Origin of the sequence: Ornithinibacillus sp. FSL M8-0202, assembly GCF_037975285.1 — a bacterium.
GTDB lineage: Bacteria > Bacillota > Bacilli > Bacillales > Amphibacillaceae > Ornithinibacillus > Ornithinibacillus massiliensis.
In genome coordinates this window covers 1,731,318-1,745,910 of record NZ_CP150248.1, presented here as the reverse complement: position 1 = coordinate 1,745,910, position 14,593 = coordinate 1,731,318, and the positions used below count along the sequence as shown (strand labels likewise).

Sequence of the window (14,593 nt, the reverse complement as noted above, 5' to 3'; positions counted from 1 at the left end):
AAGGAGAAGAATACATGGCAAGAGAGTTCTCCTTGGAAAAGACGCGCAATATTGGTATTATGGCTCACATTGATGCAGGTAAAACCACTACAACTGAGCGTATTCTTTTCTATACAGGACGCATTCACAAGATTGGTGAAACACACGAAGGTGCTTCACAAATGGACTGGATGGAGCAAGAGCAAGAGCGCGGAATTACAATCACTTCTGCTGCTACAACTGCTCAATGGAAAGGTCACCGTATCAACATCATCGATACACCTGGGCACGTAGACTTCACAGTAGAAGTTGAACGTTCATTACGTGTACTTGATGGTGCGGTTACAGTACTTGATGCTCAATCAGGGGTTGAGCCTCAAACTGAAACAGTTTGGCGCCAAGCAACAACTTATGGAGTACCACGTATTGTATTTATCAACAAAATGGATAAAACAGGTGCAGATTTCCTATACTCTGTAGGTACATTAAAAGAACGTCTAGGTGCTAATGCACACCCAGTACAATTCCCAATCGGTGCAGAAGATGAATTCCAAGGAATCATCGACTTAATCGAAATGGAAGCTTACTTCTATGAGGATGATTTAGGAACTCGTTCTGAAGCACGTGAAATCCCAGCTGATTTAAAAGATCAAGCGGAGGAATTACGTACTAGCTTAGTAGAAGCTGTATCTGAATTAGACGAAGAGCTAATGATGAAATACCTTGACGGAGAAGAAATCTCTAATGAGGAATTAAAAGCAGTTATTCGTAAAGCTACAGTAAACGTTGAGTTCTATCCAGTATTCTGTGGATCAGCGTTCAAAAACAAAGGTGTTCAATTAATGCTAGATGGTGTTATTGATTACCTACCATCTCCAGTAGATGTACCAGCAATTGAAGGTACACTTCCTGGTTCAGATGAGAAAGTAACTCGTCCATCTTCTGATGACGAACCTTTCGCAGCGTTAGCTTTCAAAGTTATGACAGATCCTTTCGTGGGTAAATTAACATTCTTCCGTGTTTACTCAGGAACATTAGATTCTGGATCATATGTACGTAACTCTGTAAAAGATAAGCGTGAGCGTGTAGGTCGTATCCTGCAAATGCACGCAAACACTCGTGAAGAAATTTCTAGAGTATATGCAGGTGAAATCGCTGCAGCTGTAGGTCTGAAAGATACTTCAACAGGTGATACTCTATGTGACGAGAAGAATCTTGTAATCTTAGAGTCCATGGAATTCCCAGAACCAGTTATTGATGTTGCTATCGAACCAAAAACGAAAGCAGACCAAGATAAAATGGGTATTGCACTTGGTAAACTTGCAGAAGAAGATCCAACTTTCAGAACGGAAACAAATCCAGAAACTGGTCAAACAATCATCTCTGGTATGGGTGAGCTTCACCTAGACATCATTGTTGACCGTCTAAAACGTGAATTTAAAGTTGAAGCAAACGTTGGTGCACCACAGGTTGCATACCGTGAAACATTCCGTGCTGCTGCTGAAGTCGAAGGTAAATTCGTACGTCAGTCTGGTGGACGTGGACAATACGGTCACGTTTGGGTCAAATTTGAACCAAACGAAGAGGGCGCAGGATTTGAATTCCAAAACAACATCGTTGGTGGTGTAGTACCACGTGAATACATCCCTGCTGTTGAACAAGGTATTAAAGAAGCAATGGAAAACGGTGTATTAGCTGGGTTCCCTGTAATCGACATTAAAGCTTCTTTATTTGATGGTAGCTACCATGATGTCGACTCTAACGAAATGGCGTTTAAAGTTGCTGCATCAATGGCACTTAAAGCTGCTAAAAGTAAGTGTAACCCTGTAATTCTTGAACCAATGATGAAAGTGGAAGTTGTAATCCCTGAAGAATATCTTGGAGATATTATGGGTGACATCACTTCTCGTCGTGGACGTGTAGAAGGAATGGAAGCACGCGGTAACCAACAGGTTGTTAAAGCGTTTGTTCCTCTATCAGAAATGTTTGGATATGCAACAGCATTACGTTCAAACACTCAAGGACGTGGAACTTACACAATGCACTTCGATCATTATGAAGAAGTACCGAAGAGCATCTCTGAAGAAATTATTAAGAAAAATGCTGGAGAATAATTGATTTTTTTATCATTCTCAAGTATAACTTTTATTGTAAGCTAAGAAATAACACAAGCTGCTATTTCTTAGCTCCAACATATACTTACAATCTTTCATTTATTTAAGGAGGAAATATAAATGGCTAAAGAAAAATTCGACCGCTCTAAAAGTCACGTTAACATTGGAACAATTGGACACGTTGACCATGGTAAAACTACATTAACAGCTGCTATTACAACTGTAATGGCTAAGAAAAGTGGTAAAGGTACTGCGATGGCATATGACCAAATCGACGGTGCACCTGAAGAAAAAGAACGTGGAATCACTATCGCGACTTCTCACGTTGAGTATGAAACTGAAACTCGTCACTATGCACACGTAGACTGCCCAGGACACGCTGACTATGTTAAAAACATGATCACTGGTGCTGCACAAATGGACGGAGCTATCCTAGTAGTATCTGCTGCTGATGGTCCAATGCCACAAACTCGTGAGCACATCCTACTTTCTAAAAACGTTGGTGTACCTACAATCGTAGTATTCCTAAACAAAGTAGATATGGTTGACGATGAAGAATTATTAGAACTAGTTGAAATGGAAGTTCGTGATCTATTATCTGAATATGACTTCCCTGGTGATGATGTACCAGTAATCAAAGGTTCTGCTCTTAAAGCTCTTGAAGGAGACGCTCAATACGAAGAAGCAATCGTTGAATTAATGAACGCTGTAGATGAGTATGTTCCAACTCCAGAACGTGACACTGATAAGCCATTCATGATGCCAGTTGAGGACGTATTCTCAATCACTGGTCGTGGTACAGTTGCAACTGGTCGTGTAGAACGCGGTCAAGTTAAAGTTGGAGACGAAGTTGAAATCATCGGTCTTCAAGAAGAATCAAGCAAAACTACTGTAACTGGTGTTGAAATGTTCCGTAAGCTTCTTGATTATGCTGAAGCTGGAGATAACATTGGTGCACTTCTACGTGGTGTTTCTCGTGAAGATATCAACCGTGGTCAAGTACTTGCAAAACCAGGTACAATTACTCCACACACGAACTTCAAAGCTGAAGTTTATGTATTATCTAAAGAAGAAGGTGGACGTCATACTCCATTCTTCTCTAACTACCGTCCACAGTTCTACTTCCGTACAACTGACGTAACTGGTGTTATCAACTTACCAGAAGGAGTAGAAATGGTTATGCCTGGAGACAACATCGAAATGGATGTTGAACTAATCGCTCCAATCGCTATCGAAGAAGGAACTCGTTTCTCTATTCGTGAAGGTGGACGTACTGTAGGATCAGGCGTAGTATCTTCTATCCAAAAATAATTAAATGAATCATATAAAAAGACAGCCGATTTGTTCGGTTGTCTTTTTTTGTAGTGTGCCAGGCATGCACACATTCTCTAGGGTTGAAGTCCTGAATCACGAAGGCAGTAGTAGTGATTAGCTTAAGACAAGGGTGTCTAGGGTGACCTAGAATCTGAAGGAAGTCAGCGGCAAATCTCCGCCTCGAGGAACACAAACTTCATATAAGGCTAGATGTTCTTGGATGAGACTGCTATACAAGTTGAAGTCCTTACTGCCAAAGGGAGCATAGAGTAAATGGAGCGAGGACATGGAGAGGAAGAATGTGTGCTTACCCTGGGAGGTCTGATAGAAATGCGGTACACCTGCCGTAACCGAACATGAGAATGTTCGCTGAACTATCAGAAGTCAGCCGAAGCCATAGTACCGAATGCTCCTAGGGTATTCGGGAAGGGCTGAATCATCTAAGGAGAATTGCCACTTTGCATACGCAACACTTGATGACGCAGAAACATAAGAACCTTCCTAATGGAGGAAACGATGAATCTCGTGGGGGACATTAGAAGGGCTGAAAGTAGTTGCCACATAAGAAGGACGGACAATTCGCGTAGGAGTTCGATATCATGTTGGAAAGAATACTATCACGGGAAAACTTAATACAAGCACTAAAACGTGTAGAAAGAAACAAAGGAAGTCATGGTGTGGATGATATGCCTGTACAAAACCTACGAGCACATATCATGAAACAGTGGACTACCATTCGGGAACAACTCGAAAAGGGAACCTACTACCCTCAACCTGTTCGTCGTGTCGAAATCCCGAAACCAAACGGTGGGAAGAGAAAGTTAGGTATCCCTACCGTGACAGACCGATTCCTCCAACAAGCAATCGCACAAGTCCTAACGGAAGTTTACGACCCTACATTTTCGCGATACAGTTATGGATTCCGTCCAAACAAGCGCGGACATGATGCGGTGAGACAAGCTAGAAATTATATCAAGCAGGGTTACCGTTGGGTAATCGATATGGATTTAGAGAAATTCTTCGATAAAGTAAATCATGACAGACTGATGCGAACATTAAGTAAAAGAATTCAAGACCCAATGGTCTTGAAATTAATCAGAAGATATTTACAGGCAGGAATTATGGAAGATGGGTTAGCTTGTCCTAATACAGAAGGTACTCCCCAAGGAGGCCCCCTAAGTCCACTACTTTCCAATATTGTCCTCGATGAACTGGATAAAGAACTGGAGAAAAGAGGACTTCACTTCGTCCGTTATGCAGACGACTGTAATATCTATGTTCGCTCCAAACGTGCGGGTTTACGAATCATGAATACTATCACTAAATTCATAGAAGAGAAACTGAAACTCAAAGTAAATGGAGACAAAAGTGCGGTAGACCGCCCATGGAGACGCAAATTCCTTGGATTTTCTTTTACCATCCAGAAGGAAACCCCGAAAATCCGGGTTTCAAAAGAAAGTGTAAAACGCTTTAAACAGCGAGTTCGTGAACTGACTTCTAGAAGGAAATCGGTGGCGATGGATAGAAGGATGGAGAAACTAAATCGATTCCTAATAGGTTGGTTAGGCTACTACCAACTGGCAGAAACGCCTTCTTTATTCAAGAAACTAGATGCCTGGATAAGAAGAAGGTTACGAATGATTCGTTGGAAGGAATGGAAGAAAGTCCAAACAAGGTACCATAACTTAATTCGATACGGAATTAAGAAAGGAAAAGCGTGGGAATGGGCTAACACAAGAAAGGGATACTGGCGAATAGCTAAAAGCCCAATCTTGCATAAAGCCCTTGACGACCAATATTGGTCAGGCCAAGGGCTAAAGAGTCTATTTAGTAGATATCAAACGTTACGTTGGACTTAGATGGAACCGCCGTATACGGAACCGTACGTACGGTGGTGTGAGAGGTCGGAGGTTAATCGCCTCCTCCTACTCGATTAAAGGATTAGTGCAATCATTTCAGGCATAAGGGGTATAGTAGGCAAGTGGCCCGAAGCTTAGAATGCATTTATACTGCACTGAAATTTACTTCGTAAGGTGACAAAGAAGGATTAGTAGCTTACAAGCTACCTAAAGATGCTACTCTATTCTTGAGAAAGGCTCTAGCATCATCGTAATAATCTCGCATAGAACGTCACCATAGTGTCTTCGAAAATCATATAGTAATGGTGGAATGATGCTAAGGGACGATGAATCGATCTACCACATCGTTAAAACCAAACTTTCCCAACAAAAAACTCCCTAGAATCCTTGCAATCACTAAGATTACTAAGTATAATACATAGATGTGCAACAAATTAGTTTTATAACTAAAAAAGGGTTGCAATGACCACGTATATTCTATATAATAAGAATGTTGGTCGTTTCAGGCGATGATGTGGAAGGTTGTTGGCACACCCGGCCCCTTTGCCATGGGCGGTGGCTAAGAAATTTTCACGGAGTATGTCTATAATAATATGGGCGATAAAGGAGGGAAAATAATGGCAAAAGATAAAATTAGAATTCGTTTAAAAGCATATGATCATCGTATTTTAGATCAGTCTGCTGAAAAAATCGTAGATACTGCGAAGCGCTCTGGTGCGAAAGTGTCTGGTCCGATTCCATTACCTACAGAGAAGGCTGTCTACACAATCTTGCGTGCGGTTCATAAATACAAAGACTCACGTGAGCAATTCGAGATGCGTACACATAAACGTCTAATCGATATCGTAAACCCAACACCGCAAACAGTAGATTCGCTAATGCGTTTAGACTTACCATCTGGTGTTGATATTGAAATTAAACTATAAAATTTGTTTTTAAATAGGAGGTGTAACGGATGACGAAAGGAATCTTAGGTCGAAAAATCGGCATGACTCAATTGTTTAATGAAAACGGAGAATTAATCCCGGTAACAGTTGTTCAGGCTGAGCCTAACGTAGTATTACAAAAAAGAACTCTTGAAAACGATGGATACGAAGCGATTCAAATCGGTTTCCAAGATCTTAAGGAATCACGTACTAACAAAGCGGAGAAAGGTCATGCTGAAAAAGCAAACACAACCCCTAAGCGCTACGTTCGTGAAATCCGTAACGCTAATCTTGATGAATATGAAGTAGGTCAAGAAGTTAGCGTTGAAATTTTCCAAGCTGGTGAAAAAGTTGATGTAACTGGAACTTCTAAAGGTAAAGGTTTCCAGGGTTCAATTAAACGTCATGGTCAATCACGTGGACCTATGTCTCACGGTTCTCACTACCATAGAGCTCCAGGTTCAATGGGTGCAATTGATGCAATGCGCGTATTCCCAGGCAAAAACTTACCAGGTCACATGGGTCAAGAGCAAGTAACAATCCAAAACCTTGAAGTAGTAAGTGTTGACGTTGATCGCAACCTGCTATTAATCAAAGGTAATGTGCCAGGTGCTAAAAAATCATTCGTAAAAATCACGAGTGCAGTTAAGGCTAACTAATCATATATACGAAGGGAGGATATGTCATGCCTAAAGTAGCACTATTTAAACAAGATGGTTCACAAGCAGGTGAAATCGAATTAAACGCGTCTGTATTTGGTATTGAGCCTAATACACACGTTTTACACGAAGCGGTAGTTATGCAACGTGCGTCTATGCGTCAAGGTACACACGCTGTTAAAAATCGTTCTGATGTTCGCGGTGGTGGACGCAAACCATGGCGTCAAAAAGGTACAGGTCGCGCGCGTCAAGGTTCTATTCGCTCACCACAATGGGTAGGCGGTGGAGTTGTTTTCGGACCTACACCTCGTAGCTACAGCTACAAACTACCAAAGAAAGTTCGTCGTTTAGCTCTTAAATCAGCATTATCTTCTAAAGTACAAGAAGAAAACTTAGTTGTTTTAGAAAGTCTTGCATTTGACGCTCCTAAAACAAAAGAAGTTGTAAAAATGCTAGGTGCTTTAAACGTAAATGAAAAAGCTCTTATCGTTACTGCTGACACTGACGAGAACGTAGTACGTTCTGCTAATAACCTTCAAGGGGTTAAAGTTCTTACAGTTACAGAAGTAAACGTTCTTGATTTATTAATGCATGACAAGTTGATCTTAACGAAAGATGCAGCTGAAAAAGCAGGGGAGGTGCTTGCATAATGACTGATGCACGTGATATTATTAAGCGCCCTGTCATCACTGAACACTCTGCAGATCTAATGGCAGAGAAGAAATATACGTTCGAAGTTAGTACGAAAGCTAACAGAACACAAATCAAAGATGCTGTTGAAGAAATCTTTGGTGTAAAAGTTGAAAAAGTTAACACTATGAACTTAAAAGGTAAATTCAAGCGAATGGGTCGTTACGGTGGTTTCCGCCCAAATCGCAAAAAAGCTATCGTTCAGCTATCTGCTGACAGCAAAGATCTAGACTTCTTTGAAGGTTAAAAAGTAAATAAGTGAAGGAGGGAAAACAAGATGGCGATTAAAAAATTTAAACCTACCACTAATGGTAGACGTAACATGTCTGTATCTGATTTTGCAGAAATCACTACAGATCAACCGGAAAAATCCCTATTAGCACCTCTACCAAAACGTGGTGGACGTAACAACCAAGGGAAATTAACCGTTCGTCATCAAGGTGGCGGTCACAAGCGTCAATATCGTATCATCGATTTCAAACGTGACAAAGATGGTATTCCAGGTAAAGTTGCTACTATCGAATACGATCCAAACCGTACCGCTAACATTGCATTAATCAACTACGCTGATGGTGAGAAGCGTTATATTCTTGCACCAAAAGGCTTACAAGTAGGTCAAGTAATTGAATCTGGTGAAAGCGCGGATATTAAAGTGGGTAACGCTCTTCCGTTAGCAAACATTCCAGTAGGTACAGTAATTCACAATATCGAACTTAAACCAGGAAATGGCGGACAGTTAGCTCGTTCTGCGGGTGCTGAAGCTCAAATCCTTGGTCGTGAAGAAAAATACACATTAGTGCGTTTAGCTTCTGGTGAAGTTCGTTTAATTTTATCAACTTGCCGTGCAACAGTAGGTCAAGTAGGTAACTTAGAACATGAATTAATTCGTGTCGGTAAAGCAGGACGTTCTCGTTGGAAAGGTATTCGCCCAACTGTACGTGGATCTGTTATGAACCCGAACGATCACCCACACGGTGGTGGTGAAGGACGTGCACCTATCGGACGTAAATCACCAATGTCACCTTGGGGCAAACCAACTCTTGGTTATAAGACACGTAAACGTAATAAAGCTTCAGATAAGTATATTGTACGTAAACGTAAAAAATAATCGTAATTTAAGGTGGGAATAACTCCCATCTTGGAACTTCGAAAGGAGGTTTATCCATGGGTCGTAGTTTAAAAAAGGGACCTTTTGCAGATGACCATCTATTGAAAAAAATTGATGAACTAAATGAATCTGACAAAAAACAAGTTATTAAAACTTGGTCACGTCGTTCTACTATTTTCCCGACATTCATCGGGCACACTATTGCTGTTTATGATGGACGTAAACATGTTCCTGTATTTGTTACAGAGGACATGGTTGGACATAAATTAGGTGAATTTGCTCCAACTCGTACGTACAAAGGACATGCAAGTGACGATAAGAAAACAAAACGCTAATGAGAGGAGGCGCTCTAAATGCAAGCTAAAGCCGTAGCTAAATCAGTTCGTATTGCTCCTCGTAAAGTGCGATTAGTCGTTGATTTAATTCGAGGAAAACAAGTTGGCGAAGCAATTGCTATTTTACGCCACACACAACGCGGTGCTTCTCCAGTTGTAGAGAAAGTGTTAAAATCTGCAATCGCAAACGCAGAACACAACTACGAAATGGATCCAGATAATCTAGTGATTTCTGAAGCATTCGTTAATGAAGGTGTTACTTTAAAACGTTTCCGTCCACGCGCTCAAGGACGTGCAAGCAAGATTAATAAGCGCACTAGCCACATTACAGTGGTTGTAACAGAAAAGAAGGAGGGATAGTTAGTGGGTCAAAAAGTGAATCCAACAGGTCTTCGCGTTGGTATCATTAAAGACTGGGAGTCTAAATGGTATGCTGGCAAAGACTATGCAGACTTACTACATGAAGATATTAAAATCAGAGAATATCTTGAAAACCGTCTAAAAACCGCAGCTGTTTCCCATGTTGAAATTGAACGTGCAGCTAATCGCGTAAACGTAACAATTCACACTGGTAAACCAGGTATGGTTATTGGTAAAGGCGGATCTGAAGTAGAAGCTCTACGTAACTCATTAAACAGTTTAACTGGCAAACGTGTTCACATCAATATTGTTGAAATCAAGAAAGTTGATGTTAATGCTAAGCTAGTTGCAGAAAATATTGCTCGTCAATTAGAAAATCGTATTTCATTCCGTCGTGCACAAAAGCAAGCTATCCAACGTGCTATGCGTGCTGGTGCAAAAGGAATTAAAACACAGGTATCTGGTCGTCTAGGTGGCGCAGATATTGCTCGTGCTGAACATTACAGTGAAGGAACTGTTCCACTACACACATTACGTGCTGATATCGACTATGCAACAGCAGAAGCTGATACTACGTACGGTAAACTTGGTATTAAAGTGTGGATCTATCGTGGTGAAGTCCTTCCAACTAAATCGAACAAATAAGGAAGGGGGCTATAAACATGTTAATGCCTAAACGTGTTAAATATCGTAGACAACATCGTGGTAAAATGAGAGGCCAAGCAAAAGGTGGTACTCAAGTTACTTTTGGTGAATATGGAATACAAGCTCTTGAGGCTTCTTGGATTACAAGTCGTCAAATAGAAGCTGCTCGTATCGCTATGACTCGTTACATGAAACGTGGCGGTAAAGTATGGATCAAAATTTTCCCAGATAAGCCGTATACAGCGAAGCCTCTAGAAGTCCGAATGGGTTCTGGTAAAGGTGCTCCTGAAGGATGGGTTGCTGTAGTTAAGCCTGGAAAAGTTATGTTTGAAATTGCTGGAGTATCTGAAGAGGTTGCTCGTGAAGCATTACGTCTTGCTTCTCACAAACTTCCAATCAAAACTAAATTCGTAAAACGTGAAGAAATTGGTGGTGAAATCAATGAAGGCTAATGATATCAGAGAACTAACCACTGCCGAAATTGAACAAAAACTTAAATCTTTAAAAGAAGAGTTATTTAATTTACGCTTCCAACTAGCAACTGGTCAACTTGAGAACACTGCACGTATTCGTGAAGTAAGAAAGACCATTGCTCGTATGAAAACTGTTGTCCGTCAACGCGAACTAAGCGTAAACAACTGATAATGAGAGGAGGTTAGCCTCAAAATGACTGAACGTAATAATCGTAAAGTATATACAGGCCGTGTAGTTTCAGATAAAATGGATAAAACAATCACAGTTTTAGTTGAAACTTACAAAAACCATAAATTATATGGTAAACGTGTTAAATATTCTAAGAAATTTAAAGCACATGATGAGAACAATCAAGCAAAAACTGGTGATATCGTTCGTATTATGGAGACTCGTCCGTTATCATCAACTAAACGCTTCCGTCTAGTTGAAATCGTTGAAGAAGCGGTAATTATATAATAAAGTTTCGCTCGGAAGGTATCCGAAGGGAGGTTTAAAGCGTATGATTCAACAGGAAACACGCTTAAAAGTTGCAGATAACTCTGGTGCACGTGAGTTACTTACGATTAAAGTACTAGGTGGCTCAGGTCGCAAAACTGCTAATATCGGTGATGTTATTGTTTGTTCCGTAAAACAAGCAACACCAGGAGGCGTTGTCAAAAAAGGTGACGTTGTAAAAGCAGTAATTGTACGTACTAAATCTGGTGTACGTCGTAAAGACGGCTCATATATTCGTTTTGATGAAAATGCTGCAGTAATCATTCGTGACGACAAAAGTCCAAGAGGAACTCGTATCTTCGGACCAGTTGCACGTGAATTACGTGATGCACAATTCATGAAAATCGTATCTCTAGCTCCAGAAGTTCTATAAGAAGAGAATTACCTTGTAAGGAGGTGCGTAAAGCATGCATGTAAAAAAAGGTGATAAAGTAATTGTTATTTCCGGTAAAGACCGTGGTAAAACAGGCACAATTTTAGAAGCATATCCGAAAAAGGATCGCGTTCTTGTTGAAGGTGTTAACTTGATCAAAAAACACGCTAAGCCTTCTCAAGAGAATCCACAAGGTGGAATTCTTAACCAAGAAGCTCCAATTCATGTTTCTAACGTGATGCCAGTAGATCCAAAGACCGGCAAACCAACACGTGTTGGTTACGAAGTGCGTGATGGAAAGAAAGTCCGCATCGCTAAAAGTTCCGGTGAAGCATTAGATAAATAGTATGTGCTGTGAAAGGAGGGCAACATGGTGAATCAATTAAGACAAAAATACCAAGATGAAATTGTACCATCTTTAATGAATAAATTTAATTACAAGTCTGTTATGGAAGTGCCTGGAATCGAAAAAATCGTTATCAACATGGGTGTTGGTGATGCAGTTCAAAACTCTAAGGCACTAGATAGCGCAGTTGAAGAACTAGCATTAATTTCTGGTCAAAAACCAATGATTACACGTGCTAAAAAATCAATAGCAGGATTCCGTTTACGTGAAGGAATGCCGATTGGTGCGAAAGTTACTCTTCGCGGTGAGCGCATGTATGAATTCCTACAAAAGCTAATCGCGGTATCTCTACCACGTGTACGTGACTTCCGTGGTATTTCTAAAAAAGCTTTTGATGGCCGTGGTAACTACACGCTAGGTGTTAAAGAACAATTAATTTTCCCAGAAATTAATTACGATAAAGTAAGTAAAGTGCGCGGTATGGATATTGTTATCGTAACAACATCTAATACTGATGAAGAAGCACGTGAACTTTTAGCTCAGCTTGGCATGCCTTTCCAAAAATAGACATGAGCTAATACAAGGAGGGAAAATTGTGGCTAAAAAATCAATGATTGCGAAACAAAAACGCACACAAAAGTATCAAGTACAAGAGTATACTCGTTGTGAACGTTGTGGACGTCCGCATTCAGTAATGCGTAAATTTAAACTTTGCCGTATTTGTTTCCGCGAACTTGCCTATAAAGGTCAAATTCCTGGTGTCAAAAAAGCAAGCTGGTAAACCCCGATTCGGGAAGGAGGTAATGATTAATGGTTATGACAGATCCAATCGCAGATATGCTAACTCGCATTCGTAATGCGAACATGGTTAAACATGAAAAGTTAGAACTTCCTGCTTCTAAAATTAAAACTGAAATTGCTGATATTCTAAAAAGAGAAGGCTTTGTACGTGATTATGAAGTTATTGAAGATAACAAACAAGGCGTTCTGCGTATTTTCCTTAAGTACGGTGTAAATGAAGAACGAGTAATTACAGGTATTAAACGTATTAGTAAGCCAGGATTACGTGTTTATGCTAAAGCTGGTGAAGTACCTCGTGTACTAAACGGTTTAGGTATTGCAATCGTATCAACATCTAAAGGTGTACTTTCTGATAAAGAAGCACGCGCTCAAGCTGTTGGTGGCGAAGTACTTGCATATGTTTGGTAATTAATTTTTTATGATGAGGAGGTGCATGGAATGTCTCGTATAGGACTTAAGCCAATTGAGATTCCGAGTGGTGTAGAAGTAAAACTTAATGAAAATACAGTTACAGTTAAGGGCCCTAAAGGTGAATTAACTAGAGAATTTCATCCTGATATGAAGATCGTTGTTGCAGATAACGTGATCACAGTGGAACGCCCAAGTGATCAAAAAACACATCGTTCATTACACGGAACAACTCGTAGCCTACTAGCTAACATGGTTGAAGGTGTATCGAAAGGATTTGAAAAACATCTTCAAATTATCGGTGTTGGTTATCGTGCACAAAAGCAAGGTAATAAAATTGTAGTAAACGCTGGATATTCACATCCAGTTGAAATAGATCCAATCGACGGTATTGAAATCGATGTTCCAAACAACACTTCAGTGATTGTTAAAGGTATCGATAAAGAAAAAGTTGGCGCTGTTGCAGCTAACATTAGAGCTATCAGAAAACCAGAACCTTACAAAGGTAAAGGTATTCGTTACGTTGATGAATATGTACGTCGTAAAGAAGGTAAAACTGCTAAGTAAGGTTAGTTAGGCGAGAAAGGAGTGACCCAGATGATCACAAAACCTGACAAAAATGTTGCACGTAAAAGAAGACATAACCGTGTTCGTAAAAATCTTTTCGGAACACCTGAGCGTCCTCGTTTAAACGTGTATCGTTCAAATAAACACATTTATGCACAGTTAATTGATGATACTAACGGTGTAACATTAGTTAGCGCGTCTACTGTAGATAAAGAATTAAGCGTTGATTCAACTAGCAGTGTTGATGCTGCAACTAAAGTTGGAGAATTGATTGCAAAACGTGCCCAAGATAAAGGTCATAAATCAGTTGTATTTGATCGTGGAGGCTACCTTTATCATGGACGTGTAAAAGCATTAGCAGATGCTGCTCGTGAGGCAGGTCTTGAATTTTAATTGTAAAAGGAGGGACACAGATGAAAACAGTAATCGATCCTAATAAATTAGATCTTGAAGAACGTGTTGTTGCGGTAAACCGCGTAGCAAAAGTTGTAAAAGGTGGACGTCGTTTCCGTTTTGCTGCATTAGTAGTTGTAGGAGATAAGAACGGCCATGTTGGATTTGGTACTGGTAAAGCACAAGAAGTACCAGATGCAATTAGAAAAGCAGTTGATGATGCGAAGAAAAACTTAATCACTGTACCGATCGTTGGAACAACAATTCCACATGAAACTCATGGAGAATTCGGTTCTGGACGTGTATTAATGAAACCAGCTTCTGAAGGTACTGGAGTTATCTCTGGTGGTCCGGTTCGTGCGGTACTTGAGCTTGCTGGTGTTGGTGATATTTTAACTAAGTCACTTGGTTCAAACACACCAATTAATATGATTCGCGCTACTATGAATGGTTTAACTAACCTTAAGCGCGCGGAAGATGTAGCAAAACTACGAGGAAAGTCTGTAGAAGAACTGTTAGGATAAGGAGGGAAACACTATGTCTAAAAAATTAGAAATCACCCTCACACGCAGTGTAATAGGTGCAAAAGAAAAACAAATGAAAACTGTTGAAGCACTAGGTCTTAAAAAGATTCGTCAAACCGTAGTTCTTGATGATACTCCGGCTGTTCGTGGAATGGTTAACCGAGTATCTCATCTTGTAACGGTTAAAGAAGGTTAATAAACAGAAGCGTAAAGAGGAGGTGCT

23 protein-coding genes are annotated in these 14,593 nt (G+C 40.3%); all 23 read left to right on the top strand.

Features of this window, described 5'->3' with window-relative positions; genetic code table 11:
* Positions 1-14 precede the first annotated feature (14 nt).
* The 23 genes from fusA to rpmD all read left to right on the top strand — a co-directional run bounded on the left by fusA (position 15) and on the right by rpmD (position 14,566).
* Complete coding sequence (gene fusA / locus MKY78_RS09130; protein WP_186871255.1) at positions 15-2,093, top strand: elongation factor G; 2,079 nt, start codon at positions 15-17, stop codon at positions 2,091-2,093.
* A gap of 120 nt (positions 2,094-2,213) precedes the next feature.
* The gene (gene tuf, locus MKY78_RS09125) at positions 2,214-3,404 is read left to right on the top strand and encodes an elongation factor Tu (protein WP_339217507.1); all 1,191 of its coding nucleotides are present in this window, start codon (positions 2,214-2,216) and stop codon (positions 3,402-3,404) included.
* Positions 3,405-4,003: 599 nt separating this feature from the next.
* Positions 4,004-5,266, top strand: coding sequence for a group II intron reverse transcriptase/maturase (gene ltrA / locus MKY78_RS09120; RefSeq protein ID WP_188384654.1), 1,263 nt, complete (start codon positions 4,004-4,006; stop codon positions 5,264-5,266).
* Between the two features lie 617 nt (positions 5,267-5,883).
* Positions 5,884-6,192 (top strand): 30S ribosomal protein S10, encoded by a 309-nt coding sequence (rpsJ, locus tag MKY78_RS09115; protein ID WP_186871257.1) that lies wholly within the window; start codon positions 5,884-5,886, stop codon positions 6,190-6,192.
* A gap of 29 nt (positions 6,193-6,221) precedes the next feature.
* Positions 6,222-6,851, top strand: a complete 630-nt coding sequence (rplC, locus tag MKY78_RS09110) for a 50S ribosomal protein L3 (RefSeq protein WP_186871258.1) — start codon at positions 6,222-6,224, stop codon at positions 6,849-6,851.
* A 26-nt stretch (positions 6,852-6,877) separates the two neighbouring features.
* Positions 6,878-7,501 carry a 50S ribosomal protein L4 gene (gene rplD / locus MKY78_RS09105; RefSeq protein ID WP_339217505.1) on the top strand — a complete coding sequence of 208 codons (624 nt, stop codon included), beginning with the start codon at positions 6,878-6,880 and terminating at the stop codon, positions 7,499-7,501.
* Positions 7,501-7,788 carry a 50S ribosomal protein L23 gene (gene rplW / locus MKY78_RS09100; protein WP_186871260.1) on the top strand — a complete coding sequence of 96 codons (288 nt, stop codon included), beginning with the start codon at positions 7,501-7,503 and terminating at the stop codon, positions 7,786-7,788. The genes rplD and rplW overlap by 1 nt, the downstream gene beginning before the upstream one ends.
* A gap of 30 nt (positions 7,789-7,818) precedes the next feature.
* The gene (gene rplB, locus MKY78_RS09095; protein ID WP_186871261.1) at positions 7,819-8,649 is read left to right on the top strand and encodes a 50S ribosomal protein L2; all 831 of its coding nucleotides are present in this window, start codon (positions 7,819-7,821) and stop codon (positions 8,647-8,649) included.
* Between the two features lie 56 nt (positions 8,650-8,705).
* On the top strand, positions 8,706-8,984 hold the full coding sequence (gene rpsS / locus MKY78_RS09090; protein WP_186871262.1) for a 30S ribosomal protein S19: 279 nt from the start codon (positions 8,706-8,708) through the stop codon (positions 8,982-8,984).
* 18 nt (positions 8,985-9,002) lie between these two features.
* Positions 9,003-9,344 (top strand): 50S ribosomal protein L22, encoded by a 342-nt coding sequence (rplV, locus tag MKY78_RS09085; RefSeq protein WP_186871263.1) that lies wholly within the window; start codon positions 9,003-9,005, stop codon positions 9,342-9,344.
* A gap of 3 nt (positions 9,345-9,347) precedes the next feature.
* The gene (gene rpsC, locus MKY78_RS09080; protein WP_186871264.1) at positions 9,348-9,989 is read left to right on the top strand and encodes a 30S ribosomal protein S3; all 642 of its coding nucleotides are present in this window, start codon (positions 9,348-9,350) and stop codon (positions 9,987-9,989) included.
* A gap of 17 nt (positions 9,990-10,006) precedes the next feature.
* Positions 10,007-10,441 carry a 50S ribosomal protein L16 gene (rplP, locus tag MKY78_RS09075; protein WP_010095762.1) on the top strand — a complete coding sequence of 145 codons (435 nt, stop codon included), beginning with the start codon at positions 10,007-10,009 and terminating at the stop codon, positions 10,439-10,441.
* Complete coding sequence (gene rpmC, locus MKY78_RS09070; RefSeq protein ID WP_047983280.1) at positions 10,431-10,631, top strand: 50S ribosomal protein L29; 201 nt, start codon at positions 10,431-10,433, stop codon at positions 10,629-10,631. Before rplP ends, rpmC begins: the two co-directional genes overlap by 11 nt.
* A 24-nt stretch (positions 10,632-10,655) precedes the next feature.
* Positions 10,656-10,919 (top strand): 30S ribosomal protein S17, encoded by a 264-nt coding sequence (gene rpsQ, locus MKY78_RS09065; protein WP_186871265.1) that lies wholly within the window; start codon positions 10,656-10,658, stop codon positions 10,917-10,919.
* A gap of 43 nt (positions 10,920-10,962) precedes the next feature.
* On the top strand, positions 10,963-11,331 hold the full coding sequence (gene rplN, locus MKY78_RS09060) for a 50S ribosomal protein L14 (RefSeq protein WP_010095756.1): 369 nt from the start codon (positions 10,963-10,965) through the stop codon (positions 11,329-11,331).
* A 34-nt stretch (positions 11,332-11,365) separates the two neighbouring features.
* On the top strand, positions 11,366-11,677 hold the full coding sequence (gene rplX, locus MKY78_RS09055; RefSeq protein WP_339217500.1) for a 50S ribosomal protein L24: 312 nt from the start codon (positions 11,366-11,368) through the stop codon (positions 11,675-11,677).
* 27 nt (positions 11,678-11,704) lie between these two features.
* Positions 11,705-12,244, top strand: a complete 540-nt coding sequence (gene rplE / locus MKY78_RS09050; protein WP_186871298.1) for a 50S ribosomal protein L5 — start codon at positions 11,705-11,707, stop codon at positions 12,242-12,244.
* Between the two features lie 28 nt (positions 12,245-12,272).
* Positions 12,273-12,458 carry a type Z 30S ribosomal protein S14 gene (locus MKY78_RS09045; protein WP_186871267.1) on the top strand — a complete coding sequence of 62 codons (186 nt, stop codon included), beginning with the start codon at positions 12,273-12,275 and terminating at the stop codon, positions 12,456-12,458.
* Between the two features lie 29 nt (positions 12,459-12,487).
* A complete protein-coding gene (gene rpsH / locus MKY78_RS09040) occupies positions 12,488-12,886 on the top strand; it encodes a 30S ribosomal protein S8 (protein WP_186871268.1) in 399 nt (132 codons plus the stop codon).
* 30 nt (positions 12,887-12,916) lie between these two features.
* A complete protein-coding gene (rplF, locus tag MKY78_RS09035) occupies positions 12,917-13,453 on the top strand; it encodes a 50S ribosomal protein L6 (protein WP_186871269.1) in 537 nt (178 codons plus the stop codon).
* A 30-nt stretch (positions 13,454-13,483) separates the two neighbouring features.
* Positions 13,484-13,846 (top strand): 50S ribosomal protein L18, encoded by a 363-nt coding sequence (rplR, locus tag MKY78_RS09030; RefSeq protein ID WP_186871270.1) that lies wholly within the window; start codon positions 13,484-13,486, stop codon positions 13,844-13,846.
* A gap of 20 nt (positions 13,847-13,866) precedes the next feature.
* A complete protein-coding gene (gene rpsE, locus MKY78_RS09025) occupies positions 13,867-14,370 on the top strand; it encodes a 30S ribosomal protein S5 (RefSeq protein WP_339217497.1) in 504 nt (167 codons plus the stop codon).
* Positions 14,371-14,383: 13 nt separating this feature from the next.
* Positions 14,384-14,566: a 50S ribosomal protein L30 gene (gene rpmD, locus MKY78_RS09020; protein WP_186871272.1), complete on the top strand. Its 183-nt coding sequence runs from the start codon at positions 14,384-14,386 to the stop codon at positions 14,564-14,566.
* Positions 14,567-14,593: the final 27 nt, after the last annotated feature.